A 19,788-nucleotide genomic window follows, 5' to 3' on the forward strand; every position below is an offset into this window, starting at 1 on the left:
AGAACAACATGGCTGACAAGAACCACAAGCCTTCACTCTTCTCCCATGAGAAGATCGAAACCAGCAACTTCCTCATGATCGTGCTGGTGCTGCTCGCCGTCAGTTTCGGTGCCCTGGTTGAAATCGTGCCGCTGTTCTTCCAGCACAGCACGACGCAACCAGTGCCGGGCCTGAAGCCCTACACCGCGCTGCAACTGGCCGGTCGTGACATCTACCTGCGTGAGGGTTGCTACAACTGCCACTCGCAGATGATCCGTCCCTTCCGCGCCGAGACGCTGCGTTACGGCCACTACTCCATGGCTGGCGAGTTCGTGTACGACCACCCCTTCCAGTGGGGCTCCAAGCGTACCGGCCCTGACCTGCAGCGCGTGGGCGGCAAGTACTCCGACGAATGGCACCGTGCCCACCTGCACAACCCGCGTGACGTGGTGCCCGAGTCGAACATGCCTGCTTACCCCTGGCTCGAAGAGAACAAGGTGGACCCGGCCGGCATGGCGCCTCGCATGAAGGCCCTGCGCATGGTGGGTGTGCCTTACACCGATGCCGAGATCAGTGCCGCCGCAGATGAGGTCAAGGACAAGACCGAAATCGAAGCCGTGATCGCCTACCTGCAGGTGCTGGGCACAGCTGTCAAATAAGGAGCAGCGCATATGGACATCATTGTCGTGAGAAGCATTTTCACCGTTGTGTGTCTGTGCGTTTTCGTGGGCATTGTTGCTTGGGCATACAAGCGCAGCAACAAGGCCCAGTTCGAGGAGGCAGGTCGCCTGCCCCTCGCTGAAGATTGACTGGAGGCTCATAAATGAGCGACTTCATTAACAGTGGATGGTCGTGGTATGTCATCGCGATCGTCGTCTTTGGTCTGGCTTATTGCGCCTTTGTGCTGATCGGTGCTGCCAAGCACAAGGTCATCTATGACGCGCAAGGCAATGTCGACAAGACAACGGGCCACGTGTGGGACAACGACCTGCGCGAGCTGAACAACCCGCTGCCGCGCTGGTGGCTGTTCCTGTTCATCATCACGCTGGCGTTTGCCGCTGGTTACCTGGCGCTGTACCCCGGCCTGGGTGACAACAAGGGCACCCTGGGCTGGAGTTCCAAAGGCCAGCTGGACGCCGAAATGGCCAAGGCCAAGGTGGAGCAGGACAAGATCTTCGCCGCGTTCAAGAACGCATCGGTTGAAGACTTGGCCCGTGACCCCAAGGCTCACGCCATCGGTGAGCGCCTGTTCCTGAACAACTGTGCGGCTTGCCACGGTTCGGACGCCAAGGGCAACAAAGGCTTCCCCAACCTGACGGACAACGACTGGCTGCATGGTGGCTCGCCCGAGAAGATCATCGAGACCATCACGCATGGTCGCCGTGGTCAGATGCCCGTGATGGCGCCCGCCGTGGGCAGCCCGGAAGAGGTTCGCCAGGTTGCGAACTATGTTCTGAGCCTGTCTGGTGCTGGTCACAACTCCATCATGGCTGAACTGGGCAAGGCCAAGTTCAAGCAGGTGTGTGCCGCTTGTCACGGTGCGGACGGCAAGGGCAATCAGGCCATTGGCGCGCCCAACCTGACAGACAAGATCTGGCTGCATGGTTTCGGCGAAGAGGCCATCATGAACATGGTCAACAAGGGCAAGCTCAACATCATGCCGGCACAGGAAACTCGCCTGTCTGAAGACCAGATCAAGCTGTTGGCTGGCTACGTCTGGAGCCTGTCGCACACGACCCAGACAGCACAGGCTCAATGAGGCCTTGATGCCAGCAATCAGGCCCTGTCATTCGCTTGATCTCGATCAAGCGGAGGGCTAAAGTCAGGCGGTGAACCATGCGTAGTGATACCCTGTAGGGTATTCGTCGGGTTCACCGCTTTTTCGTTTTTGTGCCATGACCGATACAAGCCCCTCCACCCCAGCGCCCAAGCGCATCATTCCCATTCAGGCCGCCGAGACCACGCCGCCTCAAAGCGACGCACGTCGGGAGGAGGTGGTGTCGCTCTACAAGAAGAGCGAGAAGATCTATGCGCGCGAAGTAGAAGGCTGGTTTCGCAACTGGCGCGTGGTCTTGATCTTCGTGACCCAGCTTGCTTTCTACGGCACCCCCTGGTTGAGCTGGAATGACCGTCAGGCTGTGCTGTTTGATCTCGGCACGCGGCGCTTCTACATGTTCAACCTGGTCCTGTACCCGCAGGACTTCATCTACCTGACTGCGTTGCTGGTCATCTCGGCTTACGGGCTCTTTCTGTTCACCACGGTGGCGGGCCGCCTGTGGTGCGGTTACGCCTGCCCTCAAACGGTCTACACGGAAATGTTCATGTGGATCGAAAACAAGATCGAGGGTAGCCGTGCCAAGCGCATGAAGATGGATAAATCGCCCTGGACGGCCGAAAAGCTCGGGCGCAAGGTGGCCAAGCATGCCGCCTGGCTCACCTTGGCGCTGTGGACGGGCTATACCTTCGTGGGCTATTTCACCCCGATCCGTGTCCTGGGCGCCGAGGTCGTGTCCTTCGGCATGGGTCCCTGGGAAATCTTCTGGGTGCTGTTCTACGGCTTCGCGACTTACGGCAACGCGGGCTTCATGCGCGAGCAAGTGTGCAAGTACATGTGCCCGTACGCGCGCTTCCAGAGCGCCATGTTCGACCGCGACACGCTGATCATCAGCTATGACGCCAAACGTGGCGAACCCCGTGGGGCACGTTCCCGCAAGACGGACGCACAGTCCAAGGGGCAGGGCGATTGCATCGACTGCACACTGTGCGTGCAGGTCTGCCCGACCGGCATCGACATCCGCAAGGGCTTGCAGTACGAGTGCATCGGCTGTGCGGCCTGTATCGACGTGTGCGATTCGGTGATGGACAAGATGGGCGCGCCGCGTGGCCTGATCCGTTACGCCACGCTCAATGCGCTGGACAACGGTTGGGGCCGCAAGGAAATGTGGGGCCGCGTCACCCGCCCTCGCGTGCTCATCTACACGACCATTCTGCTGATCGTCGTGGGCGCTTTCCTCACCAGTTTGTATTCCCGCCCGCCGTTCCGTGTGGACGTGGTCCGTGACCGTGGGGCGCTCGCCCGCATCGTGGACGATGGTTTCGTCGAGAACGTCTATCGGATCCAGCTGATGAATGCCAGCGAATCGGTTCAGAAGTACCGCGTGGGTGTGGAGCAGCTCAGCCAGTCCATCGTCAAGGGTGGTGACGAGTTAGTGCTGGGCCCGGCGGAAGCGCGGTGGGTGCCCATCGCTGTTCGGGTGCCGCCAGAAGTGGCCGCGCGCATGGGCTCCGGCGCCTTCGGCATGACCGTGGTGGTGGAGCAGCTTCGCCAGGGTGATCGGCCTCAGGTCGACGTTCGGGAAAAGTCGACATTCATGGTGCCTCGCTGAGCGCACCTTGCAGGAGTAAGCATGTCTCAAGTTGAAAACAACGCAGTCGCCAACATCGAGCAATCGAAGCCCTGGTGGCGCTATCCCATCGTGTGGATGGTGTTTGGTGGCCCGGCCGCCGTGGTGGTGGCTTCCTTGTTCACGGCTTCGTTGGCCATCAAGCACGTCGACCCGGTGCTGGACACGTCTGTTGGCCAGGTGAGGGCGCCATCCGAGGCACCCGCCATCCAGGCGCGCAACCATTCTGCTGAACAGTCTCGCGAGTCCGTGGATCGGTAAAACCCCTAGGGGGTATGCCCCCTTATTTAGGGGTTATTCCTCGCTCGTTGTGTGACCCGTCGTAGGAATATGTGACTTGTGTCCCAGTTCAACGAAGGAGAACCGAATGACACAGCGCGTACTGCACGCTGCCCAGATCTTGTGGCCTGCTTTCCTGATTGCAGGGGTTCTAGAGATGGTGGTGTTTTCGTGGGTTGACCCGACCCAGTTGCGGATCGGTCAGTGGCAACCTGATGCCCAGACAACCTACAGTCTCGCGTTCTTCGTGTTCTGGGGTTTGGTGACGCTATCGTCGCTGCTCAGCCACTGGATGATGCGGGTGTCTGACTCTCCCGCGCATGCGCGCAGAGTGCGTCGCCATGCACGCCGCCAGCAGGTGCACAACCACGCTTGAATGAAAAAGGCCCGCTGAGTGCGGGCCTTTGCTTTTTGGGTGGTGCCGGCGGTATCGGCAGTATTGATGCGTCAGCAGCGCACGCTGTTGACCAGCGCGCGCAAGCCGGCTTCATCCGTGATGCGGATGTCGCGCTGCTTCACTTCCAGCAAGCCTTCTTCCTGGAACTTGGAGAAGGTACGGCTGACGGTTTCCAGCTTCAGCCCCAGGTAGCTGCCAATTTCTTCACGCGTCATGCGCAGCACCAGCGCAGACGCGGAGAAGCCGCGTGCGTGCAGACGCTGGGTCAGGTTCAGCAAGAAGGCCGCCAGGCGTTCTTCCGCGCGCATGCTGCCCAAAAGCAGCATCACGCCGTGGTCGCGCACAATTTCGCGGCTCATGATCTTGTGGAACTGGTGCTGCAGGTCCGAGAACTCGCGCGACAGGTCTTCCAGTTGCGAGTAGGGGATCACGCAGACCTGGGAGTCTTCCAGGGCGATGGCATCACAGGCGTGGCGGTCGGTGCTGATGCCGTCCAGCCCCAGCAGTTCGCCGGCCATCTGGAAGCCAGTCACTTGATCACGCCCATCTTCAGATGAAACGCGTGTCTTGAAGAAACCCGTCCGCACGGCATAGACCGAGCGGAAGGGGTCACCCGTGTGGAACAGCGCGTCACCGCGCTTGACGGTCTTGCGTGTGGCCACCAGGGAGTCAAGGTGCGACAACTGGGGTTGCGACAAGCCCACAGGCAGGCACAACTCGCGCAGGTTGCAACTCGAACAGGCTACTTTGAATGTGTCGTATTTCATGGAACAGCCAGACGCGCCGCCTTGGTCGTGATGACAGGAATGTTGTTGGGCGGTCGAGTCAGAAACGTCTGCGATGGGAAATGTACTGTTCAGCATGAGGAACCTCAAAGGTTGCCCGATTGTTGCTGCTTCCGTGTCGCCGACCTTGAGCCAGATCAACCCAACTAGGCGACAGTTTGGCACAGTCCCCGGCATGAGTGAACCGGTCCTGCTATCAAATCACGTTGCGCCCGCGATTTCCCGCGAGATGCTGTCTCGCCTGGACGTAAGCGGTCCGCGCTACACCTCCTACCCGACGGCAGACCGCTTCGTGGAGGCGTACGGCCCCGCGCAGTACCTGCAAGCCCTGCAGCAACGCGTGGAGGGCGGTGGTGCGGTGGGTGGCGCGGCTACGCCGCTGTCCATCTATGTGCACATTCCGTTTTGCGAGTCGGTTTGTTATTACTGCGCTTGCAACAAGGTGATTACCAAGCACCACGAGCGCGCGCTGGAATACCTGGACGCGCTGCGCACGGAAATCGAATTGGTGGTGGCGCAACTGGGCCGTGGGCAAGCGGTGTCCCAGCTGCACTTCGGTGGCGGTAGCCCGACCTTCCTGACCGACGACGAGCTGGAGGGCCTGCTGGCCACCTTGCAGTCGGCGTTCCGCTTTGTGCCAGGTGGTGAATATTCGATCGAAATCGACCCGCGGACGATTGATGCCTCGCGCCTCAAGCGCCTGGCAGCCATGGGTTTCAACCGCCTGAGCTTTGGGGTTCAGGACTTTGACCCGCACGTCCAGCATGCCGTGCACCGCGTGCAGCCCTTCGAGCAGGTCGCCGAGTTGATGCAGGCGGCGCGCGCCGAGGGCTTCGAGTCCATCAACATGGACCTGATCTACGGCTTGCCCAAGCAATCGCTGGAGAGCTTTCAGCGTACGCTCAATCAGGTCACCAGCCTGAAGCCGGATCGTGTCGCGCTGTATGCCTACGCCCACCTGCCGCAGCGCTTCAAGCCGCAGCGCCGCATTGACGCAGCGGCCTTGCCCAAGGCCGAGGACAAGATCGGCATGCTGTCGATGGCCATCAACCACTTTGGCGCGTCGGATTACGACTACATCGGCATGGATCACTTCGCCTTGCGCAGTGACAGCCTCGCAGTGGCGCGTCGGCAAGGGCGCCTGCACCGCAACTTCCAAGGCTACAGCACCCACCCGGACAGCGATCTGATCGGGCTGGGCGTGTCGGCCATCGGTCGTGTCGGGGCCCATTACTGTCAGAACGCGAAGACGCTGGACGAGTACTACGACTCGCTGCGTCGGCGCGAGTTTCCCATCGTGCGTGGCCTCATGCTGTCGCGCGATGACCTGGTGCGGCGCGCGGTGATCATGGCGGTCATGTGCCAGGGGCGGGTGGACATCGAATCCATCGAGCTCGCCTACCTGATTGATTTCAGGCAATACTTCGCAGCTGAACTGCGCCAGTTGGAGCCGCTCGTGGAGTCGGGGTTGGTGCAACTGGAGTCTGACGGTGTTCGTGTTACAGCCTTGGGCTGGTATTTCGTGCGGGCCATTGCCATGGTGTTCGACAGGCACCTGCAAGCCGACAAGACGGTTGAGCGCTTCTCGCGCATCATCTGACCGTTTGACCAGGAGAGGCTGGGCATGCTGTCCAGCTTGATGCTCACTGCGTTCCTCATGGGCCTGGGTGGCGTGCCGCATTGCGCCGCCATGTGTGGTGCTGCATGCGCCGCCTTGCTGCCCAATGGTGTGCCTTTGCTCAGCCTTCTGGGGCGCTGTGTGGGTTACGCCTTGCTGGGGGCGGTCGCGGCCGTGGGTTTTGGTGCGGCAGCGCAATGGGGGCGCCAGGTCTCGTTTCTTCAGCCTTTGTGGGTCATGGCCCAGGCGCTGGCGCTGCTGCTGGGCCTGTGGCTGCTTTGGTCTGGTGCCATGCCTCGCCAGCTGGACGAGTTGGGGCAGGGCGCTTACCGTGCTTTGCGTGCCCGTTTGAATGCCACGCCGGTGTTTCGCGAGGGCGGCGCCTTGCGCGCCATCTGGCCGTTTGTTGCCGGCATGGCCTGGGCCATGTTGCCTTGCGGCTTGTTGTACGCGGCCGTGATGGTGGCCGCCTTGGCGCCTGACGCCATGGGCGGTGGCTTGGTGATGCTGGCTTTTGCCGTGCCGGGTGCGTTCGGCGTGTGGGGGGCGCCTGTGGTCCTCCGTCGGTTGGCCCGCATCGGGCGCGGTTCGGATGTGTCTGCGCCTGCCGGGCTTGGGCAAGGGGATGCCGCTGCGATCGTGCCGGTGTTGTGGCTGAGGCCGGAGCGCCCGGATGCTTGTGCTGGCAGCGCAGCCAGGAAGGCGCTCGCATCGACACCGTCTGGTGCGGCGCAGGCCGGCGCCGCGTTCGATCCACGTTGGGCCGTTCGCCTTTCGGGCTTGATGCTGGCGGCCATGTCCGCATGGGCCCTCTATCACCAGGTCATGGATCAGTGGCGGGCGTGGTGTGCCTGATCTTGCGCAAGGTCTGCGACGCTAATTGGCAACCTATACCGGTAATCCCCTGGTCTCATTGCGTATCAACTGATTTCGCTCGCGTAGAATTGTTTTCACGCTGTCGACATCCATGGCAGCGTTTTTCACGGAAACGCCAAACGCGGAGACCACAACATGTATCAGCACATCAAGGTGCCCGAGGGCGGGCAGAAGATCACGGTCAACCCGGATTTCTCGCTCAATGTCCCCAACAACCCCATCATTCCCTACATCGAAGGCGACGGCACCGGCTTTGACATCACCCCCGTGATGATCAAGGTGGTCGATGCCGCCGTTGCCAAGTCCTACGGTGGTCAGCGCAAGATCCACTGGATGGAGATCTACGCGGGCGAGAAATCGACGCGCGTTTACGGCCCCGACGTGTGGCTGCCTGAAGAAACGCTCAAGGTCCTGAAGGACTATGTGGTGTCCATCAAGGGGCCGCTGACCACGCCTGTCGGCGGTGGCATCCGTTCGCTGAACGTGGCGCTGCGCCAGGAGCTCGATCTGTACGTCTGCCTGCGCCCGGTGACTTACTTCAAGGGCGTGCCTTCGCCTGTCAAGGAGCCAGAAAAGATCGACATGGTGATCTTCCGTGAGAACTCGGAAGATATCTACGCAGGTATCGAATTCGAAGCCCAGAGCGACAAGGCCAAGAAGCTGATCAACTTCCTGCAGACCGAGTTTGGCGTCAAGAAGATCCGCTTCCCCGAGACTTCGGGTATCGGCATCAAGCCGGTGTCCAAAGAGGGTACCGAGCGCCTGGTTCGCAAGGCACTGCAATACGCCATCGACAATGACAAGCCCAGCGTGACCATCGTTCACAAGGGCAACATCATGAAGTACACCGAGGGTGGCTTCCGTGACTGGGCCTATGCCCTGGCCCAGAAGGAGTTCGGTGCTGAGCTGGTGGACGGCGGCCCATGGTGCAAGTTCAAGAACCCCAAGACGGGCAAGGACATCGTCGTCAAGGACGCCATTGCCGACGCCTTCCTGCAGCAGATCCTGCTGCGCCCGGCCGAGTACAGCGTCATCGCGACGCTGAACCTCAACGGCGACTACATCTCCGACGCGCTGGCGGCGCAGGTGGGCGGCATCGGTATTGCCCCGGGCGCCAACCTGTCTGACTCGGTGGCCATGTTCGAAGCAACCCACGGTACGGCACCCAAGTACGCCGGCAAGGACTACGTGAACCCCGGTTCCGAAATCCTGTCGGCCGAAATGATGCTGCGCCACATGGGCTGGTTCGAGGCCGCTGACCTGGTCATCAGCTCGATGAACAAGGCCATCCAGAGCAAGAAGGTGACCTATGACTTCGCTCGCCTGATGGAGGGTGCGACCCAGGTGTCCTGCTCAGGGTTTGGTCAGGTGATGATCGACAACATGTGATCAACAACATGTGGGCCCTGAGCCCCATGTGAGGTCCATGAAAAAAGCCCGCTCGATGAGCGGGCTTTTTGTTTGTTGCTGAACTCAGTGAGGCAGGCTCTGTCCGGCGCTGCCATGGTCTCTGAAGTGCATGTCGCTCAAAGCGTCCGGTGTGGCGTCAGCGATGACCCCATCAACCTGCTGGATGTTTTGCGCAAGCATGCCTTTCGGCCCGGCTACCAGGTCATATCTGACTTTGGAGCCTTGCTTGAGGGTTCGAAAGCCATCCATCTGGATGGCAGAAAAATGCGCGAAGACATCGCCCCCGCCTTGATCCGGTTCGATGAAGCCAAACCCTTTGGCATCGTTGAACCATTTGACAGTGCCTGTGGCCATACTGCCCCTCCTACGTTAATTTGTTGTCATTTTCCGAGTGCTGGAAGGGCCTGTCAAGTGCTGCGGCGCACCAAAATGATTGCCAATTGTGCGCAAATTTTGCGCCTTGTGAAAAAGTTGCCGCAAATCTTCTGATCGGGATATCGGTCTCAAATTGCACGAAGCTTGCTTGTCGCTTACACGGTCTCGAAAAAAGTCTTGTGTCTGCCGTGAATTTCCTACCCTTGAACTGAGGTCGGACACCCCAAGATCACATGACATGATCGCGGACCGTCTCGTAGAATCATTTTCATGACAAGTCTGTTTCCCGTTCTGTCGTCCGCGACGCCAAAAGGCCCTCTAGAGGATGGGCAAGGGGCCGCTGTCGCTGAAAAAGAAGAATTGGCGCTGGAGCCCCCGAAGCTCTATCAGGTCGTCATGCTCAATGACGATTTCACGCCCATGGAGTTTGTTGTCCTTGTATTGCAGGAGCATTTCCGGCACGACATCGAATCGGCAACGCAAATCATGCTAAAAATCCACCACGAAGGTCGTGGTGTGTGCGGGGTCTACACCAAAGACGTCGCGGCCACCAAGGTCGAACTCGTTCTTGCCGCCGCCCGCCAAGCCGGGCACCCCCTGCAGTGCATTCTGGAGACCGCATGATTGCGCAAGAGTTGGAAGTGAGTTTGCACATGGCCTTCGTCGAGGCCCGTCAGCAACGCCATGAGTTCATCACCGTGGAGCACCTGCTGCTGGCCTTGACAGACAACCCCTCTGCTTCCGAGGTGTTGAAGGCCTGCGCCGCGAATCTGGATGAGCTGCGCAAGAACCTGGACCAGTTCGTCAGGGACAACACCCCGACGGTGGGTGGCACGGATGAGGTCGACACGCAGCCCACTCTGGGTTTTCAGCGTGTGATCCAGCGCGCCATCATGCATGTCCAGTCCTCTGGCAGTGGCAAGAAGGAAGTGACCGGCGCCAATGTGCTGGTTGCGATCTTCGGCGAGAAGGATTCCCACGCGGTGTACTACCTGCACCAGCAGGGTGTCACACGCCTGGACGTGGTGAACTTCATTGCGCACGGCATCCGCAAGGCGGATCCTCCTGAGGCTGCGAAGTCTTCGGCGGAACCTGGCCAGGTGGAGACCGAGAAGGAAGAGGTCGAGGGCAAGGCTTCTCCGCTGGAGCAGTACACCCAGAACCTCAACCAGATGGCACGTGACGGCAAGATCGACCCGTTGATTGGTCGTGATTCCGAAGTCGAGCGTGTGATCCAGGTGCTGTGCCGCCGCCGCAAGAACAACCCGCTGCTGGTGGGTGAAGCCGGCGTGGGCAAGACGGCCATTGCCGAGGGCCTGGCCTGGCGCATCACGCAGAACGATGTGCCGGATGTGCTGGCTGACGCCGAGGTCTATGCGCTCGACATGGGTGCTTTGCTCGCTGGTACCAAATACCGTGGTGACTTCGAGCAGCGCCTGAAGGCGGTGATCAAGCAGCTCAAGGATCAGCCTGGTTCCGTGTTGTTCATTGACGAGATCCACACGCTGATCGGTGCTGGCGCTGCTTCTGGCGGCACGCTGGATGCGAGCAACCTGCTCAAGCCTGCCTTGAGTTCGGGGCAGCTCAAGTGCATCGGCGCAACCACCTTCACGGAGTACCGTGGCATCTTCGAGAAGGACGCGGCGTTGTCGCGTCGTTTCCAGAAGGTCGAAGTGGCCGAGCCCTCTGTGGAGCAGACCGTCGAGATCCTCAAGGGGCTGAAGTCGCGCTTTGAAGAGCATCACAGCGTGAAGTACGCGATTGGTGCGCTGCAGGCGGCTGCCGAGTTGTCGGCCAAATTCATCAATGACCGTCACCTGCCTGACAAGGCCATTGACGTGATTGACGAGGCCGGGGCGGCGCAACGCATCCTGCCCAAGAGCAAGCAGAAGAAGACCATCACCCGAGCCGAGGTGGAAGAGATCGTGGCGAAGATTGCCCGCGTGCCTTCTACCAGCGTGTCCAGTGACGATCGCTCCAAGTTGAAGAACCTGGACCGCGACCTCAAGAGCGTGGTGTTTGGTCAGGACGCGGCCATTGATGCCCTGGCTGCCGCCATCAAGATGGCGCGCTCCGGCCTGGGCAAGCCCGACAAGCCGATTGGCTCCTTCCTGTTCAGCGGCCCGACCGGCGTTGGCAAGACGGAAGTGGCCAAGCAGTTGGCCTACATCCTGGGTATCGAGTTGATTCGCTTCGACATGTCCGAGTACATGGAGCGCCATGCCGTGAGCCGCCTGATTGGCGCGCCTCCCGGTTATGTGGGTTTCGACCAAGGCGGCTTGCTGACCGAGGCGATCTCCAAGAAGCCGCACGCCGTGCTGCTGCTGGACGAGATCGAAAAGGCGCACCCGGACGTGTTCAACATCCTGCTGCAGGTGATGGACCATGGCACGCTGACGGACAACAACGGTCGCAAGGCTGACTTCCGCAACGTCCTGATCATCATGACCACCAACGCGGGTGCGGAAACACTGCAGAAGGCTTCGATCGGGTTCACGAACCCGCGCGAACTGGGTGACGAAATGGCCGACATCAAGCGGCAGTTCACGCCTGAGTTCCGCAACCGTCTGGATGCGATCGTGGGCTTCAAGGCGCTGGATGAGGACGTCATCCTGCGCGTGGTCGACAAGTTCTTGCTGCAGCTGGAAGGCCAGCTGGGTGAGAAGAAGGTCGAAGTCACCTTCACGGATGCGCTGCGCCGTTACCTGGCCAAGCGCGGCTTTGACCCGCTCATGGGTGCTCGCCCAATGCAGCGTCTGATCCAGGACACGATCCGTCGTGCGCTGGCGGATGAGTTGCTGTTCGGCAGCCTCGTGGAGGGCGGTCGCCTGACGGTCGACGTTGTCGACAACGACAAGGGTGAGCCAGAAGTGAAGCTGGACATCCAGCCCAACAAGAAGATCGACAAGACCAAGCCAGAGGCGGCCACGGCCGAGTAAGCCAAGCTTGTTGCTTCAGAAAATTGACCGGCTGATGGCCGGTCAATTTTTTTGTATCAACGGGGCAGCGGGATGCGCTGGAAGCCGCTTTCGCTCAGGCGCAGTACCTCTGCTCTGGGGGCGCCGTGGTCAAGGTCCCAGTCGCTCAGGACGTGGCGCATGGCACCTGTGGGGCCAAATGCTTCGTCGCCCGGATGATGTGTATGCCCATGGATCAACGCCGTGGCGCCCGCAGCCTTCATCCACAGCGTGGCGGCTGACTCATCCACGTCGGCCCAGTCCGCAGGGGTTTGGGTGTGCTGGTGCATCTGGCTGGCTTCGCGCATCTGGCGGGCTTGCGCCAGGCGAGCCTCCAGCGGATGCGCCAGGAAGCCTTGTTGCCACAGCGGGTTGCGGACCTGCGCCCGGAATTTCAGGTAGTCCTGATCAGACAGGCACAACTCGTCGCCGTGGATCAGCAGCATGGAACGCCCAAAGGCATGCAGCACGGTCGGGTCGTGGAGCTTGTGTGCACGGCAGGCTGCAAGCATCTGGTCGCCCAGCAGGAAGTCCCGGTTGCCCACCATGATGGCCAGATGCAGACGCGCGCCAGTTTTGGCGAGCAGATCGACGCAGGCTGCCTCGTAGGGCTGGCCGCGCATGTCATCGCCGACCCAGGCCTCGAACACATCGCCCAGCATGAACACCGCGTCAGCTGGTGTGTTGCCGAGATAGTCCGCCAGCGCACGCGTGGTGCGAGGCAGGCCTTCGTGCAGGTGCAAGTCCGAGATGAAATCAATACACCGCCACGAGGGCGGTGCATGAAGGATGTCCGGCTGCGGGAAAGGGGGGCAGGGCCCCCTCACATCAGGCATCGTGTCAGATGACAACGGCCTTGGTGATCATCACATCTTCAAGGGGGACGTCATCATGGAAGCCCTTGCGACCCGTCTTGACCTTTTCGATCTGGTCGACCACCTCGGTGCCCGCCACAACCTTGCCGAACACGGCATAACCCCAGCCTTGAGCCGATTCCGACTTGAAGTTCAGGAAGTCGTTGTTGGTGGCGTTGATGAAGAACTGGGCGCTGGCCGAGTGCGGGGCGCTGGTACGTGCCATGGCGATGGTGTACTTGTCGTTCTTCAGGCCGTTGTTGGCCTCGTTCTGGATCTCGCCCTTGGTGGGCTTTTGCTTCATGCCGGGCTCGAAGCCGCCGCCTTGAATCATGAAGCCTTTGATGACGCGGTGGAACACCGTGCCATCGTAGTGGCCCGCGTTCACATAGTCGACGAAGTTGGCCACGGTCAGGGGGGCCTTCTCTTCGTCCAGTTCCAGGCGGATCACGCCTGCGGTGGTGTGCAGTTCAACGGTCTTGGTCATGGCTTATTTTTCGATGGTGGCTGATTTGATGATCACGGGTTGGACGGGCACGTCGCCGTAGGGGCCCTTCTGGCCGGTTTCAACCTTGCGGATTTTGTCGACCACGTCCATGCCCTGCACGACCTTGCCGAACACGGCATAGCCGTTGCCATCAGGTGAGCGGGCTGCGTCGAGGAAGGCATTGTCCTTCACATTGATGAAGAACTGGGCAGTAGCCGAGTCGGGAACGTTGGTGCGCGCCATGGCAATGGTGCCGCGGACGTTGCTCAGGCCATTGCGGCTTTCCAGCGGGATCGGCGCACGCGTGGGCTTTTCCTTCATGTCGGGTGTCATGCCGCCACCCTGGATCATGAAGCCGTCGATCACGCGGTGAAACACCGTGCCGTTGTAGTGGCCGGCCTTCACGTATTGCACGAAGTTGTCGACGGTCTTGGGTGCCTTGGCGGCATCCAGCTGGACCACGATGTCACCCAAGCTGGTGGCGATCTTTACGTTCTGGGCCAGGGCCAGTTGGGCGCTGGCCAGGGCCAGGCCGGCGATCAGCCACTTGGCGCCCATTTTGAGGGCAGGCTGTGTGCGGTGCAGAGTCATCCAATCACTCCTTCATAGAAGATTTTCCAGAGGCCGCCTTCTTTACCCCAGTATTGACGTTTGACGGCGCCGGTGCGTTGACCGTCGGAGACCTCCCCGAATGTCACGACCAGGATATCGCTCTTGTCCTTCCACCCCAGAATGGCCACGTCCTTGAGTTGCAGCGCGCGCCCGCGTTGTTGCATGACTTCCTTTTCAAGTGTCTGGCGCCACTGGTTCAGGTCACGCGTGCCGTTGGCAAACTGCGGTGAGTAAAAGGACATCAGCCGGTTGAGGTCGCCGCTGGCTCGGGCAACGCGCCAACCCTCGATCAGGTTGTGCAGGCTGCGGCGTTGCGGTTCGGTTTTGACGGGCGTGACCCACTGGAGCGAGCGTGCTATGACCACAGGCGTGGTGCGGGGCTGGACGCGGTCGAGGATGGTCTGCAGTTCGGGGTTGGCCAGAACCACGCAGCCGTCGGTGCTGTTGGGGCTGCGCGCGTAGCTGTCGCTGGGGACGCCATGCAGCCAGATGCCGCCGCCCGTCTTGCCCAGGCGCCTGTCGTACTCGTTGGGGTAGTTCAGGGGCAGGGCGCCGATGCCGTAGAAGTCGCTGAGCTTCTTGGCGTCCAGGCGGCTGGTGATGTAGTAGACCCCCAACGGGGTGCGCTGGTCGCCTTCGAAGCTCTTGTCGGCACCCAGTCGGCCGATCGACGCGTAATGATCGGCAACGAGTTGCAGGCCATGGGGGCCGTTCTCGAACAGGTACAGACGCGACTTGCTGGCATCAACCGCAATGGCGTGTCTGGTGGTTGGGGGGAGCTCGATGAACTGGGTGGGCAGGGCGCCAGGTGGCGGGCGATCGCGCAGTGCCTGCAGCCGGCGATCAGCCTCCATGCGCAATTGATCCAGGCGTTGTGGCGCCTTGGCGGCCAGCGCTTTCGGCGCGTCCCCCATGGACGGCAGTGGCTTGGTTTGTGCCACGAGCAGGTCGGCATAGACCAGTTGGGCCAACTGGAAGTTGGGCACGTCCCGGACCAGCGCTTCGGCCTTGCTCAGCGCCTGGCGCGTCTGACCGACGCCCACCAGCCGGTAGATCTCCAGCAAGCGAGCTTCGGCGGGGGCGGATTGAGCCTGGAGCGCTGGCAGGCGCTCGGTTTGCTGATGCGATGCCTCGTGAGACGCCGCGTGGGCCTTGACGCGCGTGACGCGCGCGCAAGCGGGCGCCGCAGCCAGGCCGGCGCCCAGCGCAAACACCCCAGTCACCAGCAGGCCGCGCAAAAGCGGCGCCTTGAGCCACTTGCTCGCGTTGGCGGGCAAGCAGCGAAACTCACGACCCATCACGACCCAGCGCTTTCCTTCACGATCAACCAGTTGTTGCCGGAGCGCACCATTTCCATGCGCTTGCCACTGCTGATGCTCAGGCTGTCGGCCTTGTAGTCCTGGTGGAAGCGCACGGTGGCCTTGTTGCCGCTCACGTCAACTTTGATGCCCGAGATTTTCACAGAAATGCTGCGCTTGCTGGTGATGCGGTCGCGACGCTCCTGTTCCCAGGCCTTGCGGGTCTTGCCGCCGTTGAAGTCGCGGGCATAGGCAGCGAAGTAGCCGTCCATGTCCTGCTTGCTCCAGGCGGAGGCCCAAGCCTTGAGGGCGGATTCGATCTCATGCTCTCGCGCGGCATTGTCGTTCTTGGGTTCTGCTGCCGGTGCAGGCGCCGGCTTGGCCACAGGAGCGGGTGCGGGGGTGGCCGCTGGTGCAGGGGCCGGCGCCGGTGTGGGCTTGGGGGCTGCTACAGGTGCGGGTGTCGGTGCAGGGGCAACGGGTGCTGGCGCCGGTGCGGCGGACGCGGTCGTGATCGAGTTGCGGTCCTTGGGGAACAGATCGCGGATCATGGCCAGCTTGGGGGCCACCTGGGAGCGTGTATCGATCTGCAGCGCCTTGGAGTAAGCCTGGCTGGCCAGCTTGGCGTAGACATCACCCAGGTTCTCGTACGCGGTGGCGTAGCTGGGGTTGGTGCGGATCGCCATTTCCAGCGCCGTGCGAGCCTTGTCGTACTGGCCTTGCTGCGCGTAGAGCACGGCCAGGTTGTTGAAGGGCTCAGGCAACTCGGGGAAGTCTTCGGTCAGCTTGGTGAAGGTCGTGATGGCTTCGGGTGTGCGGCCGGCTTGGGACAGGCTGATGCCGCGCAGGAAGCGCATCATGGGGTCACGCGGCTTGCTGGCCAGGAATTGGTCGGCTTTCTGGAGGGCTTCGGCATTCTTGCCGGCAGCGAGCAGTTTCTGGACATCAACGATGTCATCGGCGCGCACGCTCAAAGCGGTGAGAGAGAGGGCGGCAACAGCCAGGCACTTGGCGGCGATGGCTGTGAAACGAAGACCAATGTGAGGCGCAACAGCTTGCATGGATTGGTGTACCAGTTTGTTTGTGATGAACGCTGGGTCGCGCTGGGTGCCGTGAAACGATAGCGCATTCACGGATGCGCAACAGCTTGGCGCAAACCTCCGGAGAATAGCAGGCCGCTTGTTGGCGGTGACTTGTCAATCACCCTCATGGTCGAGCGGGCCGCTATACTCAACGAATTGTATCTGAGCGGCGTGGTCGCTTAACGTCTTGTATCAGGTGTTGGTGCAAGCCAACCATGTTCGAATACATTCGCCGCAGATCCCCCAGTTTCCCCCATGAGTTTGCGCCTTTTCAATAGCCTGTCGCGTCAGATTGAGCCCTTTGTTCCCATGACGCCCGGCCAGGTCCGCATGTATGTGTGCGGCATGACCATCTATGACTACTGCCATGTGGGGCATGCCCGCATGATGATGTCGTTCGATGTGGTCCAGCGCTGGTTGAAGGCCTCGGGCTATCAGGTGAACTATGTGCGCAACATCACCGACATCGATGACAAGATCATCCGCCGCTCGGTGGAGCGCGGCATCACGATCCGTCAGTTGACCGACGAGATGACGCGCGCCATGCACGAGGACATCGCCGCGCTCGGGATCGAGCCGCCTACGCATGAGCCCCGTGCCACCGAGTACGTGGGGCAGATGCTGGACCTGATCAGCAAGCTCGAAGGCAAGGGCCTGGCTTACCGCGCCAGCAATGGCGATGTGAACTACGCGGTGCGCAAGTTCGAGGGCTATGGCAAGTTGTCCGGCAAGTCGCTGGATCAGTTGCGCGCTGGCGAGCGTGTGGCGGTGGACGAGGGCAAGCAGGATCCGCTGGACTTTGTGTTGTGGAAGGCGGCCAAGGCCGATGAGCCGGCTGATGCCAAGTACGAATCCCGTTACGGCACGGGGCGCCCCGGCTGGCACATCGAGTGCTCGGCCATGGCCTGCACCTTGTTGGGCGATCAGTTTGACATCCATGGCGGTGGTCTGGATCTGCAGTTCCCGCACCATGAGAACGAGATCGCACAGAGCGAGGGTGCCAGCGGCAAGCCTTTGGCCAACTATTGGCTGCACAACGGCTTTCTGAACGTTGACAACGAGAAGATGTCCAAGTCGTTGGGCAACTTCTTTACCATCCGCGACGTGCTCAAGAGCTACGACGGCGAGACGATTCGCTTCTTTGTGCTCCGTACGCACTACCGCAGCCCGTTCAACTACAGCGATGCCGGCCTGGATGACGCCCGCAGTGGCCTGCGCCGTCTCTATACAGCCCTGGACAGCATCGATCTGTCGGGCAAGGCCGTGCCGGCCATTGACTGGGGCAACCCTTATGCGGCGCGCTTCAAGGCCGCGATGGACGAGGACTTCAGCACGCCCATCGCGCTGGCCGTGCTGTTCGAGCTGGCGGCTGAGCTCAACCGCTCGCAGTCTGTCGAGACCGCCTTGCTGTTGAAGTCGCTGGCAGGCGTGCTGGGCATTCTTCAGCAGTCGCCCAAAGCCTATCTGCAAGGTGATGTGGCCGCCTCCGGCGTGGACGTCAAGGCCATTGAGGCCCTGATCGTGGCACGCGCCGACGCCAAGAAGGCGCGCGACTTTGCGCAGGCTGACCGCATCCGTGACGATTTGCTGGCCCAAGGCATCGTGCTGAAGGACAGCGCGCAAGGCACCACCTGGGTGAAGGCTTAAATGGGTACGTCTTCTGCCAAGCCGCCTGTCGCGGGTGAGGTTGCCAGCGCCCTGGTGACCCCGCCTTATTGGGACGACGCGTGCAAGCACTTGTCCAAGCGCGACCGCGTGATGCGCAAGCTGATTGCCGATCACGGTTCAGCGCGGCTGTACAGCCGTGGGGATGCGTTCACCACGCTGGCGCGCTCCATCGTCGGGCAGCAGATATCGGTCAAGGCGGCGCAATCCGTCTGGGAAAAGTTGCTGACCTTGTTCGGGCATCAACCCCCTGAGCAGCGTGGGCCCTTGTCCGTGCAAGGTGTGCTGGCGCAGTCGCCGGAGAACCTGCGTCAAGTGGGTTTGTCTGCGCGCAAGGTTGAGTACATGCGTGACTTGGCCAAGCACTTCGACGAGGGGCAGGTGCACGTCGAACAATGGCAGCAGATGGACGATGAGGCCATCATCGAAGAGTTGATCGACATCCGCGGTATTGGCCGCTGGACTGCCGAGATGTTTCTGATTTTTCACTTGATGCGGCCCAATGTGTTGCCGCTGGATGACCTGGGCCTGATCAAGGGCATCAGCATGAGCTACTTCAGCGGTGAGCCTGTCTCACGCGCAGAGGCCCGCGACATCGCTGAAGCCTGGGCGCCGTACCGCACGGTCGGCACCTGGTACCTGTGGCGCAGCCTTGATCCGCTGCCCGTGGAATACTGACAGGCCTGGAGTCTGAGAAAGGACGATCGCCATGAGCAAAAGACACTTTCTGGAGTTCGAGCAACCCATCGCCGAGCTGGAATCCAAGATCGAAGAGTTGCGTTACGTGCAAAGCGAATCGGCTGTTGACATCTCCGAAGAGATCGACCGCCTGAGCAAAAAAAGCCAGCTGCTCACCAAGGACATCTACTCGACACTGAGCCCCTGGCAGGTCACGCAGATCGCGCGTCACCCGCAGCGTCCTTACACACTGGACTACGTGAACGAGCTGTTCACGGACTTCCAGGAAATGCACGGTGATCGCCATTTCTCTGACGACCTGTCCATCGTGGGCGGCCTGGCTCGTTTCAATGGCCAGCCCTGCATGGTGCTGGGCCACCAGAAGGGTCGTGACACCAAGGAGCGCGCGATGCGCAACTTTGGCATGTCCCGCCCTGAGGGCTATCGCAAGGCCTTGCGCCTGATGCAGACGGCCGAGAAGTTCGGCCTGCCGGTCTTCACGTTTGTGGACACGCCGGGCGCCTACCCCGGGATTGGCGCGGAAGAGCGCAACCAGTCCGAGGCGATCGGCCGCAACATCTTCGAGATGGCGCGCCTGGAGGTGCCCATCATCACGACCATCATTGGTGAAGGTGGCTCGGGCGGCGCGCTGGCCATCAGCGTGGCCGATCAGGTGCTGATGCTGCAGTACTCGGTGTACTCGGTGATCTCGCCCGAAGGCTGTGCGTCCATCCTGTGGAAGACGGCGGACAAGGCGTCTGATGCGGCTGAGGCGCTGGGCATCACGGCGCATCGCCTCAAAGCCCTGGGCTTGATCGACAAGATCGTGAGCGAGCCGGTGGGCGGTGCCCATCGTGATCACAAGCAGGCTTGCGCCAACCTCAAGCGAGCTTTGAACGACGCCTTGCGCCAGGTCGGTGACCTGAAGGTCAAGGATCTGCTTCAGACCCGTTATGACCGGCTGCAAAGCTATGGCCGCTTCAATGACACCAAGGAGCATTGAGCTCCGTCGACACGGCTGACCCCCGGGGT

Annotated in this window: 21 protein-coding genes; 14 read left to right on the forward strand and 7 right to left on the reverse strand. The window is 61.1% G+C overall.

The genetic code is table 11. From position 1 onward, the window contains the following. The first annotated feature begins 8 nt into the window (after positions 1-8). From ccoO to JY96_RS20595, 6 genes are all read left to right on the forward strand, one after another. Positions 9-638: a cytochrome-c oxidase, cbb3-type subunit II gene (ccoO, locus tag JY96_RS20570; RefSeq protein ID WP_035043855.1), complete on the forward strand. Its 630-nt coding sequence runs from the start codon at positions 9-11 to the stop codon at positions 636-638. A gap of 12 nt (positions 639-650) precedes the next feature. Further along, a complete protein-coding gene (locus JY96_RS20575; RefSeq protein WP_035040282.1) occupies positions 651-788 on the forward strand; it encodes a cbb3-type cytochrome c oxidase subunit 3 in 138 nt (45 codons plus the stop codon). Between the two features lie 14 nt (positions 789-802). After that, entirely contained in the window at positions 803-1,738 is a 936-nt protein-coding gene (gene ccoP, locus JY96_RS20580) for a cytochrome-c oxidase, cbb3-type subunit III (protein WP_035040285.1), read from the forward strand. A 136-nt stretch (positions 1,739-1,874) separates the two neighbouring features. Beyond that, on the forward strand, positions 1,875-3,365 hold the full coding sequence (gene ccoG, locus JY96_RS20585; RefSeq protein WP_035040287.1) for a cytochrome c oxidase accessory protein CcoG: 1,491 nt from the start codon (positions 1,875-1,877) through the stop codon (positions 3,363-3,365). Between the two features lie 21 nt (positions 3,366-3,386). Beyond that, on the forward strand, positions 3,387-3,644 hold the full coding sequence (locus tag JY96_RS20590; protein WP_035040290.1) for a hypothetical protein: 258 nt from the start codon (positions 3,387-3,389) through the stop codon (positions 3,642-3,644). A gap of 106 nt (positions 3,645-3,750) precedes the next feature. Continuing rightward, the gene (locus JY96_RS20595; protein ID WP_035040293.1) at positions 3,751-4,038 is read left to right on the forward strand and encodes a hypothetical protein; all 288 of its coding nucleotides are present in this window, start codon (positions 3,751-3,753) and stop codon (positions 4,036-4,038) included. A gap of 71 nt (positions 4,039-4,109) precedes the next feature. On the opposite strand, the gene fnr is transcribed toward JY96_RS20595, so the two are convergent. After that, complete coding sequence (gene fnr / locus JY96_RS20600) at positions 4,110-4,826, reverse strand: fumarate/nitrate reduction transcriptional regulator Fnr (protein ID WP_035040296.1); 717 nt, start codon at positions 4,824-4,826, stop codon at positions 4,110-4,112. A 193-nt stretch (positions 4,827-5,019) separates the two neighbouring features. Here fnr and hemN point away from each other — a divergent pair, with 193 nt between their 5' ends. The 3 genes from hemN (at position 5,020) to icd (ending at position 8,727) form a co-directional block, all read left to right on the forward strand. Further along, positions 5,020-6,444 carry an oxygen-independent coproporphyrinogen III oxidase gene (hemN, locus tag JY96_RS20605; RefSeq protein ID WP_052162816.1) on the forward strand — a complete coding sequence of 475 codons (1,425 nt, stop codon included), beginning with the start codon at positions 5,020-5,022 and terminating at the stop codon, positions 6,442-6,444. A gap of 24 nt (positions 6,445-6,468) precedes the next feature. Continuing rightward, on the forward strand, positions 6,469-7,317 hold the full coding sequence (locus JY96_RS22620) for a sulfite exporter TauE/SafE family protein (RefSeq protein WP_052162817.1): 849 nt from the start codon (positions 6,469-6,471) through the stop codon (positions 7,315-7,317). Between the two features lie 156 nt (positions 7,318-7,473). After that, complete coding sequence (icd, locus tag JY96_RS20620; protein ID WP_035040301.1) at positions 7,474-8,727, forward strand: NADP-dependent isocitrate dehydrogenase; 1,254 nt, start codon at positions 7,474-7,476, stop codon at positions 8,725-8,727. 84 nt (positions 8,728-8,811) lie between these two features. Here the strand turns inward: icd and JY96_RS20625 are convergent, their stop codons facing one another. Then, positions 8,812-9,102: a cold-shock protein gene (locus JY96_RS20625; RefSeq protein WP_052162818.1), complete on the reverse strand. Its 291-nt coding sequence runs from the start codon at positions 9,100-9,102 to the stop codon at positions 8,812-8,814. Positions 9,103-9,393: 291 nt separating this feature from the next. On the opposite strand from JY96_RS20625, the gene clpS reads away from it, so the two are divergent. Both clpS and clpA read left to right on the forward strand, forming a co-directional pair. After that, complete coding sequence (gene clpS, locus JY96_RS20630) at positions 9,394-9,747, forward strand: ATP-dependent Clp protease adapter ClpS (RefSeq protein WP_081961511.1); 354 nt, start codon at positions 9,394-9,396, stop codon at positions 9,745-9,747. Then, positions 9,744-12,062 carry an ATP-dependent Clp protease ATP-binding subunit ClpA gene (gene clpA, locus JY96_RS20635; protein ID WP_035040306.1) on the forward strand — a complete coding sequence of 773 codons (2,319 nt, stop codon included), beginning with the start codon at positions 9,744-9,746 and terminating at the stop codon, positions 12,060-12,062. Before clpS ends, clpA begins: the two co-directional genes overlap by 4 nt. A 56-nt stretch (positions 12,063-12,118) precedes the next feature. Here the strand turns inward: clpA and JY96_RS20640 are convergent, their stop codons facing one another. From JY96_RS20640 to JY96_RS20660, 5 genes are read right to left on the reverse strand one after another with little or no spacing between them, the layout of a single operon-like run. Continuing rightward, positions 12,119-12,916, reverse strand: coding sequence for a UDP-2,3-diacylglucosamine diphosphatase (locus tag JY96_RS20640; RefSeq protein WP_052162819.1), 798 nt, complete (start codon positions 12,914-12,916; stop codon positions 12,119-12,121). Between the two features lie 4 nt (positions 12,917-12,920). Further along, entirely contained in the window at positions 12,921-13,421 is a 501-nt protein-coding gene (locus JY96_RS20645) for a peptidylprolyl isomerase (RefSeq protein WP_035040309.1), read from the reverse strand. Between the two features lie 3 nt (positions 13,422-13,424). Continuing rightward, positions 13,425-14,012 (reverse strand): peptidylprolyl isomerase, encoded by a 588-nt coding sequence (locus tag JY96_RS20650; RefSeq protein WP_081961512.1) that lies wholly within the window; start codon positions 14,010-14,012, stop codon positions 13,425-13,427. Next, positions 14,009-15,310, reverse strand: coding sequence for a murein L,D-transpeptidase family protein (locus tag JY96_RS20655; protein WP_235333999.1), 1,302 nt, complete (start codon positions 15,308-15,310; stop codon positions 14,009-14,011). The genes JY96_RS20650 and JY96_RS20655 overlap by 4 nt, the downstream gene beginning before the upstream one ends. A 20-nt stretch (positions 15,311-15,330) precedes the next feature. Continuing rightward, positions 15,331-16,392 (reverse strand): nuclear transport factor 2 family protein, encoded by a 1,062-nt coding sequence (locus JY96_RS20660; protein ID WP_052162820.1) that lies wholly within the window; start codon positions 16,390-16,392, stop codon positions 15,331-15,333. A 276-nt stretch (positions 16,393-16,668) separates the two neighbouring features. Here JY96_RS20660 and cysS point away from each other — a divergent pair, with 276 nt between their 5' ends. The 3 genes from cysS to JY96_RS20675 are packed head-to-tail and all read left to right on the forward strand — an operon-like array spanning position 16,669 to position 19,759. Beyond that, positions 16,669-18,060 carry a cysteine--tRNA ligase gene (gene cysS / locus JY96_RS20665; protein WP_035040312.1) on the forward strand — a complete coding sequence of 464 codons (1,392 nt, stop codon included), beginning with the start codon at positions 16,669-16,671 and terminating at the stop codon, positions 18,058-18,060. After that, positions 18,061-18,756 carry a DNA-3-methyladenine glycosylase gene (locus JY96_RS20670; RefSeq protein WP_052162821.1) on the forward strand — a complete coding sequence of 232 codons (696 nt, stop codon included), beginning with the start codon at positions 18,061-18,063 and terminating at the stop codon, positions 18,754-18,756. Positions 18,757-18,787: 31 nt separating this feature from the next. Continuing rightward, positions 18,788-19,759: an acetyl-CoA carboxylase carboxyltransferase subunit alpha gene (locus JY96_RS20675; RefSeq protein WP_035040314.1), complete on the forward strand. Its 972-nt coding sequence runs from the start codon at positions 18,788-18,790 to the stop codon at positions 19,757-19,759. Positions 19,760-19,788: the final 29 nt, after the last annotated feature.

Origin of the sequence: Aquabacterium sp. NJ1 (assembly GCF_000768065.1) — a bacterium.
Lineage (GTDB): Bacteria > Pseudomonadota > Gammaproteobacteria > Burkholderiales > Burkholderiaceae_C > Aquabacterium.

Coding starts and splice junctions, on each gene's coding strand:
- ccoO (WP_035043855.1), top strand. CDS start 9: ATGGCTGACAAGAACCACAAGCCTTCACTCTTCTCCCATGAGAAGATC.
- fnr (WP_035040296.1), bottom strand. CDS start 4,826: ATGAAATACGACACATTCAAAGTAGCCTGTTCGAGTTGCAACCTGCGC.
- JY96_RS20575 (WP_035040282.1), top strand. CDS start 651: ATGGACATCATTGTCGTGAGAAGCATTTTCACCGTTGTGTGTCTGTGC.
- JY96_RS20645 (WP_035040309.1), bottom strand. CDS start 13,421: ATGACCAAGACCGTTGAACTGCACACCACCGCAGGCGTGATCCGCCTG.
- hemN (WP_052162816.1), top strand. CDS start 5,020: ATGAGTGAACCGGTCCTGCTATCAAATCACGTTGCGCCCGCGATTTCC.
- JY96_RS20670 (WP_052162821.1), top strand. CDS start 18,061: ATGGGTACGTCTTCTGCCAAGCCGCCTGTCGCGGGTGAGGTTGCCAGC.
- ccoG (WP_035040287.1), top strand. CDS start 1,875: ATGACCGATACAAGCCCCTCCACCCCAGCGCCCAAGCGCATCATTCCC.
- JY96_RS20675 (WP_035040314.1), top strand. CDS start 18,788: ATGAGCAAAAGACACTTTCTGGAGTTCGAGCAACCCATCGCCGAGCTG.
- cysS (WP_035040312.1), top strand. CDS start 16,669: ATGAGTTTGCGCCTTTTCAATAGCCTGTCGCGTCAGATTGAGCCCTTT.
- clpS (WP_081961511.1), top strand. CDS start 9,394: ATGACAAGTCTGTTTCCCGTTCTGTCGTCCGCGACGCCAAAAGGCCCT.
- JY96_RS20650 (WP_081961512.1), bottom strand. CDS start 14,012: ATGACTCTGCACCGCACACAGCCTGCCCTCAAAATGGGCGCCAAGTGG.
- ccoP (WP_035040285.1), top strand. CDS start 803: ATGAGCGACTTCATTAACAGTGGATGGTCGTGGTATGTCATCGCGATC.
- clpA (WP_035040306.1), top strand. CDS start 9,744: ATGATTGCGCAAGAGTTGGAAGTGAGTTTGCACATGGCCTTCGTCGAG.
- JY96_RS22620 (WP_052162817.1), top strand. CDS start 6,469: ATGCTGTCCAGCTTGATGCTCACTGCGTTCCTCATGGGCCTGGGTGGC.
- JY96_RS20660 (WP_052162820.1), bottom strand. CDS start 16,392: ATGCAAGCTGTTGCGCCTCACATTGGTCTTCGTTTCACAGCCATCGCC.
- icd (WP_035040301.1), top strand. CDS start 7,474: ATGTATCAGCACATCAAGGTGCCCGAGGGCGGGCAGAAGATCACGGTC.
- JY96_RS20625 (WP_052162818.1), bottom strand. CDS start 9,102: ATGGCCACAGGCACTGTCAAATGGTTCAACGATGCCAAAGGGTTTGGC.
- JY96_RS20590 (WP_035040290.1), top strand. CDS start 3,387: ATGTCTCAAGTTGAAAACAACGCAGTCGCCAACATCGAGCAATCGAAG.
- JY96_RS20595 (WP_035040293.1), top strand. CDS start 3,751: ATGACACAGCGCGTACTGCACGCTGCCCAGATCTTGTGGCCTGCTTTC.
- JY96_RS20640 (WP_052162819.1), bottom strand. CDS start 12,916: ATGCCTGATGTGAGGGGGCCCTGCCCCCCTTTCCCGCAGCCGGACATC.